The sequence below is a fragment of the Tistrella mobilis genome, from assembly GCF_039634785.1.
GTDB classification, from domain to species: domain Bacteria; phylum Pseudomonadota; class Alphaproteobacteria; order Tistrellales; family Tistrellaceae; genus Tistrella; species Tistrella mobilis.
Genome location: NZ_JBBIAB010000010.1, coordinates 70,657 through 86,780 on the forward strand (window position 1 = coordinate 70,657; position 16,124 = coordinate 86,780).

The following is a 16,124-nucleotide window of genomic DNA, read 5'->3' on the forward strand; positions in this document are numbered from 1 at the left end:
TGCATGGCCCCCCGACGCCTGCCTCGTCCCACCCCGATGCGCCGCCTTCGCCCGATGCGCGGGCTGATCGCCGCCCTCTCACTTCTCGCAGTCGCGGGCTGTGACGCCGAGGACGTGGTGGTGGTTGAAAGCGTCCGCCATGCAGGCTGGGTGTCCGACACCGACATCCGGATGATGCTCGCCTATCAGCCGCTGATGGTGGTGGTACGCGGCGACCTGCCCGGTCTTTCTCGCATTGCGACCGAAGCCGCGGTCATCGACGGGATCGCGAAAGCGGTCTCCCGCAGCCGCGACTCGCTCGAAATCCTGGCGGATGCCGGCACCAGGCCGCACATCCTCGTGCGGTTCGATCCGCCCGTCGTGAACACCGACGAGGTCTGTACCGCCGATCTCAAGAGCGGCGATGGTGATCCGGGCGGAGAAAATGATGGCGATGCCGATGACGCGGTGACACCCGTCATCAGCTGGCGGATCAGCCTGTGCAATTCTCGATCCATGGTGGCAACGGTGACGGCGCGCGGCCCATTCGACCTTCAGGCAACCTCCCCGCTTGAAGACATCGCCGCCCAGAGCCTGGTTCTCCTGCGCGACCCGCGCGAGAACATTCAACGCAGAGGCAGCTGACCGGGCCGCGGCCGGCTTCCCTGCCGGTCATGGGAGCCTGGATCAAGATGGATCGGATCGGGACCGCACGCCCCGCAAGTGCACGCCGCCTTCCCCTGGTCGCGGGAACGATCGCCCTCATCGCGGCGCTCGCCGGCTGTGCCGGCGCCGGTACGACGGTCGAAAACGCCCGCCGCGTCGGCTGGGCAACCAGCCAGGACGTCACCATGTTCCTGTCGGGCAGCCCGCCGGTGGTGGTCGCCGCCGGAACCCCTGATCAGGCCCGGCCGCTGGCGGATGCCGTCGGGCGCGCGGTCGGTCATACCCTGCCTGTCGCGACCACGCCGCCGGACGGGCCGCATATCCTGCTGCGGGCCGATACGCAGCCGATCGTCCTCAATGCCTGCGACCCTGTGGCCGTGGGCCGGCCGGCCGGTACCGAGCGTCTGCAGCTTGCCCTCTGCGCCGATACGGGCGACCCTCTCGGTGCTGCCACGGTCCGTGCCACGGATCCGGCCGCCCTTGATCAGGCGCTGGGTCAGGCCGTCATCCTTCTGAAGCAGCCCGGCGATTCCGGCACGCGCCGCGGCGGCAACTGACGTCGTTCAAGGGTATCCCTCCCATGTCCGCCTCCCGCCTGCGCGCACTGTCTCTTGTCGCCCTGCTGGCTGCCCCGGCGCTCAGCGCCTGTGCCGGCATGGCTCTGACGCGGATCGAGCCGCCCTTCGTCGGCAGCTTCTACGACCGCGATGCCGTGGACCGTGCCTTCCGGGCGCAACCCATGCCGGTGGTGGTGCCGCGTCCGCTGGCGGGAATGGATGCGGACACGAGCGGTGCCGTGGTCGTCGATGCGCTGACCCGCGGGTATCCGCGCCCCTCCGCCGGGTTCACCCTGGCCGATCCCGCCCCGGGCAGCGTGCCCGCCGGCTATTATCTGGTCATCCAGACCGGCGGCAACGTCACGCCGCGCACCGAGGCCTGCACGGCGAAGGCGCTGCAGATGCCCGATCCGGCAAGGGCCCCTGCCCCGGCTATGGCCCCGACCGGGCCGCAGCAGCTGGGCCTCGCCATCTGCTATGGCGACACCACGGTCAGCGCCACCCAGGGCAGCCTCTCGGTTCCGACAGCCGACGGCACCGGCTACGCGCCGCTGGTCCGCGCCCTGCTGCTGGAAGTCACCCCGCCGCGCAATCCGAACATGGACAATGACTGCCTCGGCTTCTGCAACGATGCCCGCGCACCGATCGGTCCCTGGTGGATGGCCGGCTGAGGGGTCTGAAAGACGCCAAAAAGACAAGGGGGAGAGGCGATCTCCCCCTTGTCGCGTTCAGTACGTGCGCCGGACGGTTAAAGCAACCGGTTACGGTTTGCCGCTTCCTGAAAGTTCCGGGCGGCAACCGACAGGTGCTCACGGCTCGCTTTCATGCGTTGGGCCAATGAGCGCAGGGCGTCGGTGATGACGTCACATTCACGCGACAGCCTGGAGACATGATCAACCATGGCGGACATCCTCGAAGGAGTATCAACGCCCCACCTACGAGGCGGCCAATGTTTCAGATCACGGTCAGCAGCTGATTTTCTGCCCCCAGGCAAGTTGTTATTAAATTTTCAATCATGTTGTCTGATCCTGATTAAATCAATTTTAGCAATCTCAGACATACTTCTGATTTAGGTGAACGCAAATTTCCCCTGGGAATCTCGCCCGGGATTTACGCTTCAATAACCTCTGACGGGATAAATTGGCACGTCCGCTACAACAAGTGCCACAGTCGAGACGTTGGGGGAACAGAATGAACATGACGGCCGCCCTGTCGCAGACGGATGAAACGTCGGATCGGCTCGCGTTTCTGCGTCTGGACGACGCAGCGCGTGCCGATCTCCGGGCGCTGAAGCCCTTCCTGGAGAAACATCTCCCGGACGTGCTCGCCGCCTTCTACGAGCATCTCCGCCACTACCCGGAGCTGGGCCGGATGTTTGGCGGCTCGACCGGTCAGGATCGCGCCCGTGGCGCCCAGCTCAAGCACTGGCTGGTCATTGCCGACGGCCGGTTCGACCAGACCTATGTCGACTCGGTCCGCCGCATCGGCAACGTCCATGCCCGTCTCGGCCTGGAGCCCGGCTGGTATATCGGCGGCTATGCCTTCATCCTCTCGGGCATCATGGAGCGCCTGACCCGCGAGATGGAAAGCGGCCTGTTCGGACGCCGCTCGGAAAAGCTCTCGCGCTACGGTACCGTCCTGATCCGCGCCGCCATGCTCGACATGGATTTCGCCATCTCGATCTATCTGGAGCGCGGGCGCGCCGAGAAGGCGGAAGCCCTCCGCCATCTGGTCGATGCCTTCCGCTCCACCGTGGGCACGATCGTTGAAAGCGTCGGCGACGCCGCCGGTGCGATGCGTGACAGCGCCAGCCGGATGGCAAGCAATGCCGAGGCCACCAGCACCAGCGCCGAAACGGTCGACATGGCGGCCGCCGATGCCAGCCGTGCGGTCGGCTCCGCCGCCGCCGCCACCGAGGAAATGAGCCGCGCCGCCAGCGAGATTGCCCATCAGCTGGAGCGGATGAAGCAGCTGTCGTCGGACGCCGTCGGCCATGTCGATGCCGGGCGGACCGCGATCAACGAACTGGTCGGCGCGGCCGAAAGCATCGGCAAGATCGTCACCCTGATCCGCACGATCGCCGAGCAGACCAATCTCCTGGCCCTCAACGCGACCATCGAGGCCGCCCGTGCCGGAGAGGCCGGCCGCGGCTTCGCCGTGGTGGCGAACGAGGTCAAGACCCTGGCCGGTCAGACGCAGAAGGCGACGGAAGAGATCGGCGGCCAGATCGATCAGGTCCGGTCGATCATCTCCCGCGTCGCCAGCACGTCGGATGCCGTCGCCTCGGCGATCGCAGCACTCGACGGCACCACCACCACCATCGCCGCCGCCACCGAGGAACAGACCGCCGCCACCCGCGAAGTCGCAAGCTCGACCGCCGATGCCGCGACCGCCACCCACAAGGTGTCGGACATCATCACCGGTGTCGGCAATGCCGCGCGCGAGACGGGCGTCGCGGCCCGCCGGGTGGTGGATGCGGCCTCGGAACTCGACCAGGAATCGCACCACCTGCGTACCGAAGTCGACCGCTTCATCTCCAGCGTCGGCTGACGACGACACACAACAGGCTGTCACGAGAGTTTCATCCCCTCTCCCCCCGCCGCCGTCCTATCGTCCGCGTCCCCTCCCCGATCCTGCACGCGGAACGGTATCATGACGGCGGCGCCCCTTTTCTCCCCCACCTCTCCGCTCACCCTGTGCGGCCGGCGCATTCTGCTGGCCGATGGCGACATCGCGCCGGGCAGGCTGACCCTCGCCGAGGGGCGCATCGTCGACACCTCGCGGCAGATCGGCGGTGATGCGATCGATCTCGGCGATCTGCTGGTGGCGCCCGGTCTGATCGACCTGCACGGGGACGCCTTCGAGCGTCAGATCATGCCCCGCCCCGGCGTGCATTTTCCGGTCGATCTGGGCCTCGTCGATACCGACCGCCAGATGGCGGCACTGGGCATCACCACGGCCGCGCACGGCATTACGGCGTCGTGGGAGCCGGGGTTGCGCAGCCTGGACGCGGCGGAAGCCCTGATCCTGGCGATCCACGCCCTGAAGCCCCGGCTGATGGTCGATACCCGCGTTCATCTGCGCCACGAAGTCGCCAATGCCGCAGGTGCCGCACGGGTCGAGGCCTGGCTTGCGGGCAGGCTGATCGATCTTCTGGCGCTCAACGATCATCTGCCCGATTTCGTCGCCATGCGTGCCCGGCCTCAGAAGCTCGCGGTCGTCGCCGGTCGGTCCGGCCTGTCGACCAACGAACTTCTGGCCAGGATCGATGCGCTTGCGGCCGATCGGACGGAACAATGGGCTGCGGCACGCCGGCTTGCAGCCCGCGCCCGTGATGCCGGCATCCCCCTGCTGTCCCATGACGACGAGACGCCCGAGGCACGCAGCGCTGCCCGCGCGCTCGGTGCCCGCATCGCCGAATTCCCGGTCGACATGGCGACGGCCAGGGCGGCCGTCTCGGCCGGTGACGAGGTGATGGTCGGTGCCCCCAACCTGCTGCGCGGCACCAGCCATGCCGGACGGCTGGACGCCCGCGACGCCGTCGCCGCCGGTGCCGCCACCCTGGTCGCCAGCGATTACAGCCATGCGGCGCTGCTCTCGGCCCCCTTCGTGACCGCCACCACGACCGGGCTCGGTCTTGCGCGGGCCTGGTCGCTGGTCTCGGCAGGGCCGGCGCGTGCCGCAGGGCTCAGCGACCGCGGTCGCCTCGCGCCGGGTCTGCGCGCCGATCTGGTCGTGATCGACGATACCGACCCGCTGGTGCCGCGGGTGGCACTCACCATGGCCGGCGGGCGGCTGGTTCATGCCGATACCACCGGCATCGCCCTGCTCGCCCGCCGGGTCTGACAGGGGCGCCAGATGTGATGGGGGCGCCAGATGTGATGGGGGCGCCAGATCTGATCAGGCCGTCAGGCGGTCGAGCCAGCCGGCGATCGCCGCCACCGCTTCGGCCGGACGTTCCATCGGCGGCAGATGTCCGCAATCTTCGATGACACGAAGCTCGGCCCCGGGGATGGCGGCCGCCATCTCCTCGGCCAGCGGCAGCGGGGTCAGCGCGTCCTCGCGCCCGCAGACCACCAGCGTCGGACAGGCGATCCGGGCAAGATCCGCCCGCCCGTCCGGCCGGGCCATGATCGCCTCCTGCTGGCGCAGAAAGGCCGGATGGCCGACCCTCTCTGCCATGGCCATGATCCGCCCGGTCAGCGCGTCGTCGGTCAGCCGGTCTTCGTTGATCAGCACCGGCAGCAGGCGCGGCGTCACGCCCTTGAAACGGCCGCGGCTCGCCACGTCGATCAACGCCCTGCGCCGCGCCTTCTGCTCTTCGGTATCGGCCCGGGCGGAGGTGTCGAGCAGAGCCAGGCCGATCACCCGGTCGGGCGCCTGGCGCATGATCTCCTGCGCCACATAGCCGCCCATCGACAGCCCGGCGAGGGCGAAACGCGGAGCCGTCACCTCGTCCAGCACCCGGGACGCCATGGCACCCACACTGTCATCCCGGGTGAGGTCGGCCACCGTCATGTCGGCGCGCGCCGAAAGCCCATCCAGAACCGATGCCCAGAGGTCATGGTCACAGAGCAGGCCCGGCAGCAGGACCAGGGGCAGGCGGTCGGACATCCGTAACAACCTTTCAGAACGTGCAATCCGCTCAGCGGATCAGCGGCAGCACCGCCTTGAAGCGGTCGTCACCCGCGCGGCCCAGCCATTCGAACAGCACCATCTCGGTCGAGACGATCTCGACGCCATGACGGGCCATGCGGTCGAGGGCGAGCGCCTTGTTGGCGGGCGCGCGGCTTGCGACCGCATCGGCGACCACCGCAAGCTGGAAGCCGGCGCGGGCGGCGTCAAGCACGGTCTGCAGCACGCAGACATGGGCTTCGGTGCCGCAGACCACCAGGCGCCGACGGCCCGACGCGATCACCCGATCGCGGAACGCATTCTCGCTCCAGGACGAGAAGGTGATCTTGGACACGATCTCCGACGGGGCGAGCCGGTCGCGGATCAGATCCACCGTCGGGCCCAGCCCCTGGGGATACTGTTCGGTCGCCAGCACCGGAATGCCCAGCGCCCGGGCGCCGTCGATCAGGCGGCCGGCATCGGCAACCGCGGCCTCGCCGCCGGAAATCGCCGGCATCAGCCGGGCCTGAAGGTCGATCACCACCAGCAGGTCGGCATCTGCATCCATCAGCGCACCGGCCGGACGGGTGCGGTTTTCGGGGCGGCGGGGGGAGAAATCAGTCAAGTCCTTGCCTCCTGGGGGTTAAGGCCGGTCGCCGTGATTGACTTGCACGCCGCGGCGGTTATATATGGCCCACACATCCGGATATCGACAAGCAGATCGGGCGTACCGTCTCGCAATGACATTCGAAGATCTGGGCCTGAGTGCCGAAGTCCTGCGGGCGGTCACTGACGCCGGCTACAATCAGCCGACCCCCATCCAGGAGAAGGCCATCCCCTGGGTGCTCCAGGGGCGGGACGTGCTCGGCTGCGCGCAGACCGGCACCGGCAAGACGGCATCCTTCACCCTGCCGATGATCGACATCCTGGCCCAGGGCCGGGTGCGTGCGCGCATGCCGCGTTCGCTGATCATGACGCCGACCCGCGAGCTGGCGCAGCAGATCGCAGAGAATTTCAACACCTACGGCAAGTACACGCCGCTGTCGATGGCTCTGCTCATCGGCGGCGTGTCGTTCTCCGACCAGGAGAAGGCGCTGGACAAGGGCGTCGACGTGCTGATCGCCACACCCGGACGCCTGCTCGATCATTTCGAGCGCGGCCGCGTGCTGCTGACCGACGTCCGCATCCTGGTGGTCGACGAAGCCGACCGTATGCTGGACATGGGTTTCATCCCGGATCTTGAGCGGATCGCCAGCCTTCTGCCACAGATCCGCCAGACCCTGCTGTTTTCGGCCACCATGCCGCCCGAGATCCGGCGTCTGGCCGACAAGTTCCTGATGAACCCCAAGGAAGTGTCGGTGGCGCCGCAGTCCACCGCCGCCTCCACCGTCCGTCAGCTGGTCGTCCAGGTGCCGAACGAGCGCGCCAAGCGCCGCCCGCTCGAGACCCTGATGCGCAACGAGCCGGTCGGCAACGGCATCATCTTCTGCAATCGCAAGCGCACGGTCGCGACGCTTTACGAGACGCTGAAGCGGGCCGGCCACGATGTCGGCGCGCTGCATGGCGACATGACGCAGGATGCGCGCAACGAGACGCTGGCCGCCTTCCGCGACAACCGGATCAAGTTCCTGATCGCGACCGACGTCGCCGGCCGTGGGCTCGACATCGAACATGTCAGCCACGTGTTCAATTACGATGTGCCGCTGGCCGCGGAAGACTACATCCATCGCATCGGCCGGACCGGCCGTGCAGGCCGCAGCGGCACCGCCATCATGCTGGTCACGCCCGAAGACAAGAAGCTCTACGACCGCGTGGTCGCCCTGCTGGGAGGCAAGCCGTTGGAAGAGCTGAGCGATCTGTCGGTCAAGGCGCCGGCGGAAGCCCCGGCTGACGCCGAGACTGAAGCCGCAGCCGGCGGCCGCACCCCGCGTGGTGCCCGCACCCGTCCGCGGCGGCGCCGCGAGGCCGAAGCGGCAGACCTGCCGGCCGCCGAAGAGGTCCGGGCCGAAGGGATCCAGGCCGAAGAGGCTGCACCGGCCGTCGACGACACCCCTGCACCGGCTGCGAAGCCCGAGCGGCGCAAACGCCGCACGCCCCGTTCCGTCGAGAGCCGGCCTGTCGAGGTCGTGGAGGCTGAGGCTGCCGTTGACGAGGTCGAGGCCGTCGAGGAAGCCCCCGCACCGGCTCCTGAGCCCCGCCGTGCAGCCGAGCGCAAGCCCGAGCGGGCCCGTCCGTCCGAGCGCCGCCAGCGTGAAGACGACACACCGCTGGGCTTCGGGAAGGACATTCCGGCCTTCATGCTGAAATCCGCCCGCACCGGCTGACCGGCTGCACCGCCGGACGACATTGCCCCCGGAGAGAGTCTCCGGGGGTTTTTCGTGGCACGGCATCCCGGCGCGCGGCTCGACGAAAAAACCGCCCTGGAAGCACTGCTTCCAGGGCGGTCCAGTTTCGACCGGCGGGCTGTCTCCCGGCCCCGCCGATCGAGGCCCCCGCCATGACCGGTTCCCGGAACCGGCCACAGCGAGGAAGGGCGTCAAAAATCAGCTGGCGAGGAAGTCCTCGATCAGCTGCAACTGGTCGGGAACGTTCAGAGCCGGAGCATGCCCGCAGCCGGGAATGACCGCAAGTCTCGCCTTGGGCCCGCGGCGGGTCATTTCTTCGGCCGTATCCTGAGTCAGCAGGTCACTGGTCTCGCCGCGCATGACCAAGGTCTTGGCATGAATAGCATCCCAGGCATCCCACATCTCGAAATCGTCTGTCGTCTCTGCAAAAACGCGCATGACGGCAGGGTCATAATGCACGGTCACCTTGCCGTCATCGCGGCGGCGGGTGGAGGTTTCGGCCATCTGCCGCCACTGGGCATCGGTGATCGCGCCATAGGGGGCGTAGATGGTGCGCAGATAGGCCTCCAGCTCCAGCACCGTGTCGAAAACCGGCGGCTGGGTGACGTAAGACCGGATCCGGCCGACCGCCACCGGCGACAATGCCGGGCCGATATCGTTCAGAACCAGATGGGTGATCCGGTCCCGCAGCGGGCCTGCGGCCAGCACCATGCCGATGGCACCGCCCATCGAGGTGCCCACCCAGCGCATCCGCTCGATGCCCAGCCGGTCGAGCAGCTCCACCGCGATATCGGCATAATGCTCCAGCCGGTACTCGGCATCGGGGGCCTTTGACCACGACGACAGGCCGCGGCCGATGGTATCGGGGGCCACGATGCGGTAGCGATCGGCGAAATACGCCGCGCAGGGGTCGAAATCTCGGCCGGTCCGGGCTAGGCCGTGCCACATCACCACCGGTTCCGACCGGTCCTTCGACCAGTGCATCAGGTGGATTTCATGACCGCAGGCGGTCAGGAATTCTGAGGTTGGATTCGGGGTCGAGGTGGGATCGGGGGTGGAGGTCATGGATCAGCGTTCCCTGAGTTTGCCGACGATGCCGGTGGGGAAGAAGTAGACCGAGAGCACGAACAGGATGCCCAGCCACAGCATCCAGCGGTCGGCGGCGATCAGCTCGGGCAGGATCGGGATGCCGGCCAGCGCCTCGGAGGCCGTGCCCATCAGGTCCTGAAGATAGAACTGCGCCAGGCTGAGGATCACCACGCCGATCACCGCACCATAAAGCGTCCCCATGCCGCCGATCACGACCATCAGCAGCACGTCGAGCATGATCGCGAAAGAGAGCGTCGCGTCGGGCCCGGTATAGCGCAGCCAGAGCGCGTTCAGCACCCCGGCAAGCGCCGCCAGCGCCGCCACCAGGCACGAGGCGGCCGTGCGGTAGATCACCACGCGGTTGCCGAGCGCCTCGGCCCGGAAGTCGTTCTCGCGGATGGCCTGAAGCACCCGGCCGAAGGGTGAGTTGACCACGCGCAGCATGAACAGGAACAGCAGCAGAGAGACCAGGAAGACCAGGTAATAGGCAATGATGCGGCCGTTGATCTTCTGGCCCAGCACCTCGCCGTCGACCAGCTTGAAGGCCGGGCTCAGCAGCCGCGGGATGCTGAACGACATGCCGTCCTCGCCGCCGGTCAGCCACGAGAGCTGCGACGCCAGGATCAGGAAGAAGCTCGCCACGGCAAGCGTGATCATGCTGAAGAAGATCGCCCTCACCCTGAGCGACAGCAGGCCGATCACCGCCGCCACCACGATCGAGAGCAGCACGCCCGCAACCGTGCCGAGGCCCACCGCCCCCCAGCTCGGGCCCAGCGCATTCAGCGAGATCGCGACCCCATAGGCGCCGATGCCGAAGAACATGGTGTGGGCAAAGGAGACGATGCCGGTATAGCCGAGCAGGATATCGTACGAGGCGACCAGCACGATCAGCACGCAGATGCGCGCCGCAACCGCAAGCGAGCGGGTGCCGGGGAAGACGAAGGGGGCGAAGGCGAGACCCAGCAGCACGACCAGCAGAACGATGGTCAGGATGCGGCTGCGCGGATGATCGCCGGAGATGATCCAGTTGAGCATGGCTGTTGTTCTCCGGCTCAGTTCTTCGTCGTGGGATAAAGCCCGCGGGGTCGCCAGAGCAGCACCGCCACCATCAGCAGGATGTTGGAGCCGAGCGCCAGCGTCGGGGCCAGATAGCCCATGAAATTGGCGGTCAGCCCCACCAGCAGGGCGCCGAGGAAGCAGCCGCCCACCGAGCCCAGCCCGCCGATGATCACCACGATGAACACCAGGATCATGACGTCCGCGCCGATATGGACGGTCACCAGCTCCTGATAGAGCGCCCACATCACGCCGCCCGAGGCCGCAAGTGCCGTGCCGGCCACGAAGACGCCGACGAACAGCCGACGCACCTTGTAGCCCAGCGCCTCGACCATCTCGCGGTTCTCGACGCCCGCGCGGACCAGCAGGCCGATGCGGGTGCGGTTGAGCGCGAAATGCATGCCGACATAGGCGACGAGGCCCAGCACGCAGGCGACCAGCCGGTAGCGCTCGACCGCGATGTCGCCAAAGAAGATCGAGCCGCGCAGGGTTTCAGGCTTGGGCAGCGGGATCGGATCCGGGCCCCAGATCACCGTGATCAGCTGTTCGGCGACGATCAGCCCGCCGACCGTGATCAGGATCTGGCGCAGATGCGCGCCATAGACCCGGCGCACGATGATCCGCTCGAAAGCGAGGCCCAGAATGCCGGCCACCACGCAGGCGACCAGGATCGAGAGCAGCATCGCCCCCACATCCCCCAGCAGAGAGATGCCGAGCATGTCGTGGAAGGGGCCGCCCGGCGCCAGCAGCCCGGTCGCCAGATAGGCACCGACGGCCACAAAAGCCCCATGGGCGAAATTCAGCACATCCATCAGGCCGAAAACCAGGGTGAGCCCCGAGGCCATCAGGAAGATCATCATGCCCATGGCGAGGCCGGCGACCGCCAGCACCATCCAGGTGCCGGGATCGATGGCGATGAGCGGCAGGAACAGGATCAGGCCGGCGATCGCGAGCGGGGCATGCCGCTCGACCAGTCCGGCGGTCTTGAGGGCGCGCGCGGTCATTGATGAGCGTCCAGGCTGAGGCCGAGCAGGCGGCGCTGAAGATCTCCGTCATGGGCGAGTTCGTGCATCGAACCCGCATGGACGACGCGGCCGTCATCCATCACTGCCACCGTGTCACCGAGTGCGGTCGCCATACTGAAATTCTGTTCGACCATCAGAATGGTCGTGTGGGTCGATTTGAGCTCGCGGAAGGCCTGGATCAGATGACCGATGATCGCCGGCGCCAGCCCCTTGGACGGCTCGTCCACGATCAGCAGCTCCCGCGGCTCCACGATCGCCCGGGCGATGGCCAGCATCTGCTTCTGACCGCCCGACAGATTGCCGGCCGGCCAGTTCCAGAACTTCTCAAGGGCCGGAAACAGCTCGTAGATCCAGGCGAGGCGCTTCTGGTCCATGGGCCCCGACCGGGCGGCGAGCACCATGTTCTCGCGCACCGTCAACCCGGCGAAGATGCCCATATCCTCGGGCACATAGGCGATGCCGGCCGCGGCGAGGTCGGCGGTATGGGCCCTGGTGATGTCGCGCCCGTCGAAGGTGATCTGCCCCTGCGAGGCCTGCCAGAGGCCCATGATCGTGCGCAGCGTGGTGGTCTTGCCGGCACCGTTGCGGCCGAGCAGCATGGTCAGCCCGCCGCGCGGCACCACCAGATCCACCCCCTGAAGGATGTGATACTGGCCGATATGGGTGTGCACGCCGGCAAGGGTGAGCAGGGCATCAGACATGTGTGGCGGCCCCCATGCCCAGATAGGCTTCCTGCACGATCGGCGAGGCGACCACCTCTCGCGGGTCGCCATCGGCGACCAGATAGCCGTTGTGCAGCACGATGATCCGGTCGGCCAGCGAATGGACCACGTCCATCTTGTGCTCCACCAGCAGCACGGTCTTGGCCGGATCGGCCTTGATCTCGTGGATCAGGTCCAGGATAACCGGCACCTCGTCGACGCTCATGCCCGCGGTCGGCTCGTCGAACATGAAGATCGAGGGCTCGAGCGCGATCAGGATCGCCACCTCCAGCTTGCGCTGGTCGCCATGCGGCAGGGTTGCGACCACATCCTCGCCGCGCGCCGCCAGGCGCACCCGCTCCAGGATCTCGTCGGCCCGCTCGATCAGATGCCGGCCATGGGCGGCCATCGAGAAGATGTCGAAGCCGCGGCCGCGGCGGGCCTGCACCGCCAGGCGCACATTCTCGCGCACCGTGAGGTTGGGAAACAGGTTGGTCAGCTGGAAAGCGCGGCCGATGCCGCGCCGGGTACGCCCGGCCGCGCCATGCGAGGACAGGTCGTGGCCGTCCAGCAGCACCTCGCCCGCCGTCGCCTTCAGCTGGCCGGAAATCAGGTTGAAATAGGTGGTCTTGCCGGCGCCGTTGGGGCCGACGATCGCGGTCAGCGTGCCGCGGTCGAACCGGCAGCTGACGCCGTTCACGGCGACGTGGCCGCCGAAGCGCACGGTGAGGTCGCGGGTTTCGAGCGCCGGCCTGGCGCCGCCCTGGCCCGCGGCGGATGAAGCGGTCATGCCGTGTCCGTGGATGCCTGCGCCGCAGATGGCGGCGTCTGGTATGGGAAGCAACTGGTATGGGCAGCCGTGAGGGTTCTGCCGCCGCAGCCGGGCGACCGGGGTTCATGGACCACCCGGGCTGCGGCGGAGGACCCGTGTGCAACGGCGGCGGGGGAAGAGAGGCCCGCACCCGGGGGAGGCATGCAGAACCGCCCCGCCCCGTCACACACGATCACGGGATCAGCACCCGCTCCGGTCAGCGCTTGTTGCGCACCGGCACATTCATTTCGTCGATACCGATGACGCGCACCAGCTCGGGGATGCCCCAGGCGACGTTGTCGTCGACCTTGATCTTGAAGTGGTACATCTCCTGAAGCGCCTGATGGTCTTCCTTGCGGAAGATCATCTTGCCCTTGGGCGACATGAACTCCATGCCTTCCATGGCCTTGATCAGGTCTTCGGTCTCGGTGGAACCGGCCTTGCGGATGGCCTCGACCGCGGCGATGCCGGCCGACATGCCACCGGCGGTGAAGAAGTCCGGCGGCGTGCCGAAACGCTTCTGATGCTCGGTCACCAGCCAGTCGTTCACCGGGTTCTTCGGAATGTCGTAATAGTAATAGGTGGCCCCCTCCATGCCCGGCAGCGCCTTGTAGGCGGCCATGGCCGGCAGGATGTTGCCGCCGGTCGCGATCTTGATGCCGCGCCGCTCGGGCTCCATCGCCGCCAGCTTGGCAAAGGGCGTGGAGGCGCCGGCCCAGATCACGAACAGCACCTTGTCGCCCTGCACGCCGTCGAGCGCGTCGAAGATGCGCTGCGCCGGGGCGGTGAAGTCGGTGGTGTCGCGCGGGACATATTCCTCGTGGACGATCTCGGCACCGGTCGAGGCAAGCGCCTCGCGGAAGGCGGCGACGCCGTCACGGCCGAAGGCGTAATCCTGGGCCAGCGTCGCGATTTTGACACCCGGCTTGCCCAGCGCCACGGCGTTCGAAATGGCATCCTGCGACGAATTGCGGCCGGTCCGGAAGATGTAGCGGTTCCACTTGTCGCCGGTGATCGAATCCGCCACCGCCGGCTCGACCAGCAGGATCTTCTCGTATTCCTGGGCCACCGGCAGCATCGCCAGCGCGTCGCCCGAAGAGGTGGGACCGATGGCGAGGTCGACCTCGTCGTCGCCATAGGCTTCCGCCAGCACCGCGCGGGCGATTTCCGGCTTCAGCTGGGTGTCCTTCTCGATGACCTCGATCTTGCGGCCGTCGAGTTCCATCGTGCCCTGGGTCGCATATTCCAGGCCCATCATCAGACCGGTATGGGTCTGCTTGGCATAGGCCTCCAGCGGGCCGGTCTTGCCCGAGATCAGCGCGATCCTGATCGGATCGGCCGCCATCGCGGGTGCCGTGCCGATCGCCGCCGCCGTCGCTGCCGCGACGGCCAGGCGCTTCCAGTTGAGCGACATTGGGGTCAGCCTCCCTACCCTGTTCTTGGTGCCCTGACGGCTGCGCTACGCTCCCGGCGCAACCGTTTCGGGATAGAAACAGCAAGGGGCATGCCACTTATACGACATGTTCAGAAAGCAAGCACTTACCGCAACGCAACAGAAGATGCGGCACCGCATCCTGTCCGGCTTTCCGGACGCCGGAACGTCCGGTCTGCCGGACACCTCGCCCTCTGTCCGGAATTCCGGACGGGTCAGCCGCGGGTTCCCGGCAGCCCGGCCTCGATGCCGTGGGTCGCGAGTTTTTCGTAGAATTGTGCCCGGGAAATTCCCAGCAGTTTCGCTGCCTGGGTCTTCACCCCGCCCGCCGCGGCCAAAGCCCGGCGGATGGCATCGCGTTCGGCCGCCGCCAGCGCCTCGCGCAGCGGTTCCACGGTCTCGGCGGCACAGGCCGGCCCGTCCGTCGCCACCGGGTCGGCCCCCATCACCGGATCGGCCCCCACCACCGGATCGGCCACCGTCGTGCCGGGCTGCCCGGCGGCGATCAGCCCGTCCAGATGGCCGGCATCGATCTCGGCCTCGTCGGTCAGCAGCGCCGCCCGTTCCAGCAGATTGGCAAGCTCGCGCACATTGCCCGGCCAGTCATGGCGCTGCAGCCGGGCGACCGCCCGATCGGTCAGCCGCCGGGGCCGGCCGCCCTGTTCGATCGCCAGACGTTCCAGCAGGGCATCCGCCAGCGGCTCGATATCGTCCAGCCGCTCGCGCAGCGGCGGCAGGCGCAGCGGCAATACGTTCAGGCGATAATAAAGGTCGGCGCGGAACCGGCCGTCCTCGACCATCCGGCCCAGATCGCGGCTGGTGGCCGCAATCACCCGCACATCCACCGGGATCACGCGATTGGAGCCGAGCGGCTCGACCTCGCGTTCCTGCAACACCCTGAGCAGCTTGGATTGCAGGCTGAGCGGCATGTCGCCGATCTCGTCCAGGAACAGCGTGCCACCATGGGCGAGCCGGATCTTGCCGTCGCGCGGCTTGTTGCCGGCACCGGTATAGGCGCCGGGTGCCACGCCGAACAGCTCCGCCTCCAGCAGGTTTTCGGGAATGGCGGCGGTGTTCACCCGCACCATCGGCCCGGCCTGCCGCTCGCTCGCCGCATGCAGCGCATGGGCCAGCATCTCCTTGCCGGTGCCGGTCTCGCCCAGCAGCAGCACGGTGATGTCACGCTCGGCCGCCCGGCGGGCCTGGCGCTTCAGCAGCCGTACCGCCTCGGAATTGCCGATGAACTGTGAAAAGCCGTATTTGGCCCGGCGGGCATCGGCCAGCTGGCGGCGGGCGGCTTCCAGATCGCGCTGCATCCCCTGAAACTTGTCGACCAGCGGCTTCAGCGACTGCACCCGGTCGTAGAGGATCATGCCCACCGCGCCCGAGACCCGGCCATCCTCGTCCTTCAGCGGGATGCGGCTGACCACCAGCTGGCGGCCTTCGACTTCGAAAATATCGATCAGATCCGCGCGGCCGCTGGCCACCACCTCGCGCAGCCGGCTGTTGGGAATGATGTCCTCGACCGGTCGCCCTTCCACGGGGTCCATGCCGTTCCAGCCCAGGATCGCGCGGTATTTGTCGTTCATCCAGAGCACGGTGCCGGCGGCATCGATCAGCACGGCGCCTTCATAGAGCTGGTCGAACAGCTCCACCGCCGCACGCGCGACCCGGTCCCTGAGGCCCGCCTCGCGCGCGGCCGCGGCCCGGCGCCGGCGCGCCGCCACGCTGTCGATCAGCCGCTCCATCCAGCCTGCATCTCCCCCCTGCCGGCACCTGGCCATTATGGACGGCCATCGCCCGCCGGAACCCTGGTGCCAAGCCTAGGCGCGCGTTACGGGCGATGCAA

15 protein-coding genes are annotated in these 16,124 nt (G+C 67.7%); 6 read left to right on the forward strand and 9 right to left on the reverse strand.

Annotation, left to right across the window (positions count from 1 at the left end; all coding sequences use genetic code 11):
* Positions 1-3 precede the first annotated feature (3 nt).
* The 5 genes from WI697_RS15760 to WI697_RS15780 all read left to right on the forward strand — a co-directional run bounded on the left by WI697_RS15760 (position 4) and on the right by WI697_RS15780 (position 5,048).
* A complete protein-coding gene (locus tag WI697_RS15760; protein WP_345959090.1) occupies positions 4-624 on the forward strand; it encodes a hypothetical protein in 621 nt (206 codons plus the stop codon).
* Positions 625-671: 47 nt separating this feature from the next.
* Positions 672-1,202 carry a hypothetical protein gene (locus WI697_RS15765; protein ID WP_345959091.1) on the forward strand — a complete coding sequence of 177 codons (531 nt, stop codon included), beginning with the start codon at positions 672-674 and terminating at the stop codon, positions 1,200-1,202.
* Positions 1,203-1,225: 23 nt separating this feature from the next.
* Positions 1,226-1,873 (forward strand): hypothetical protein, encoded by a 648-nt coding sequence (locus tag WI697_RS15770; RefSeq protein WP_345959092.1) that lies wholly within the window; start codon positions 1,226-1,228, stop codon positions 1,871-1,873.
* A gap of 526 nt (positions 1,874-2,399) precedes the next feature.
* A complete protein-coding gene (locus WI697_RS15775; RefSeq protein WP_345959093.1) occupies positions 2,400-3,752 on the forward strand; it encodes a globin-coupled sensor protein in 1,353 nt (450 codons plus the stop codon).
* Between the two features lie 102 nt (positions 3,753-3,854).
* Positions 3,855-5,048: an alpha-D-ribose 1-methylphosphonate 5-triphosphate diphosphatase gene (locus tag WI697_RS15780; protein WP_345959094.1), complete on the forward strand. Its 1,194-nt coding sequence runs from the start codon at positions 3,855-3,857 to the stop codon at positions 5,046-5,048.
* A 54-nt stretch (positions 5,049-5,102) separates the two neighbouring features.
* On the opposite strand, the gene WI697_RS15785 is transcribed toward WI697_RS15780, so the two are convergent.
* Complete coding sequence (locus WI697_RS15785; RefSeq protein ID WP_345959095.1) at positions 5,103-5,816, reverse strand: alpha/beta fold hydrolase; 714 nt, start codon at positions 5,814-5,816, stop codon at positions 5,103-5,105.
* Positions 5,817-5,847: 31 nt separating this feature from the next.
* Entirely contained in the window at positions 5,848-6,384 is a 537-nt protein-coding gene (locus WI697_RS15790; RefSeq protein WP_062761130.1) for a hydrolase, read from the reverse strand.
* Between the two features lie 172 nt (positions 6,385-6,556).
* On the opposite strand from WI697_RS15790, the gene WI697_RS15795 reads away from it, so the two are divergent.
* Positions 6,557-8,140 (forward strand): DEAD/DEAH box helicase, encoded by a 1,584-nt coding sequence (locus WI697_RS15795; RefSeq protein ID WP_345959096.1) that lies wholly within the window; start codon positions 6,557-6,559, stop codon positions 8,138-8,140.
* A gap of 219 nt (positions 8,141-8,359) precedes the next feature.
* Here WI697_RS15795 and WI697_RS15800 read toward each other — a convergent pair whose 3' ends face one another.
* The 7 genes from WI697_RS15800 to WI697_RS15830 all read right to left on the reverse strand — a co-directional run bounded on the left by WI697_RS15800 (position 8,360) and on the right by WI697_RS15830 (position 16,023).
* Positions 8,360-9,226, reverse strand: a complete 867-nt coding sequence (locus WI697_RS15800; protein ID WP_385997531.1) for an alpha/beta fold hydrolase — start codon at positions 9,224-9,226, stop codon at positions 8,360-8,362.
* Between the two features lie 3 nt (positions 9,227-9,229).
* Positions 9,230-10,285 (reverse strand): branched-chain amino acid ABC transporter permease, encoded by a 1,056-nt coding sequence (locus WI697_RS15805; RefSeq protein WP_014745524.1) that lies wholly within the window; start codon positions 10,283-10,285, stop codon positions 9,230-9,232.
* 17 nt (positions 10,286-10,302) lie between these two features.
* Entirely contained in the window at positions 10,303-11,310 is a 1,008-nt protein-coding gene (locus WI697_RS15810) for a branched-chain amino acid ABC transporter permease (RefSeq protein WP_345959097.1), read from the reverse strand.
* On the reverse strand, positions 11,307-12,032 hold the full coding sequence (locus tag WI697_RS15815) for an ABC transporter ATP-binding protein (RefSeq protein ID WP_062761077.1): 726 nt from the start codon (positions 12,030-12,032) through the stop codon (positions 11,307-11,309). The genes WI697_RS15810 and WI697_RS15815 overlap by 4 nt, the downstream gene beginning before the upstream one ends.
* A complete protein-coding gene (locus WI697_RS15820) occupies positions 12,025-12,822 on the reverse strand; it encodes an ABC transporter ATP-binding protein (protein WP_014745527.1) in 798 nt (265 codons plus the stop codon). The genes WI697_RS15815 and WI697_RS15820 overlap by 8 nt, the downstream gene beginning before the upstream one ends.
* 238 nt (positions 12,823-13,060) lie before the next feature.
* Positions 13,061-14,257, reverse strand: a complete 1,197-nt coding sequence (locus tag WI697_RS15825; RefSeq protein ID WP_062761075.1) for a substrate-binding domain-containing protein — start codon at positions 14,255-14,257, stop codon at positions 13,061-13,063.
* 233 nt (positions 14,258-14,490) lie between these two features.
* Positions 14,491-16,023 (reverse strand): sigma-54 interaction domain-containing protein, encoded by a 1,533-nt coding sequence (locus WI697_RS15830; RefSeq protein WP_062761073.1) that lies wholly within the window; start codon positions 16,021-16,023, stop codon positions 14,491-14,493.
* Positions 16,024-16,124: the final 101 nt, after the last annotated feature.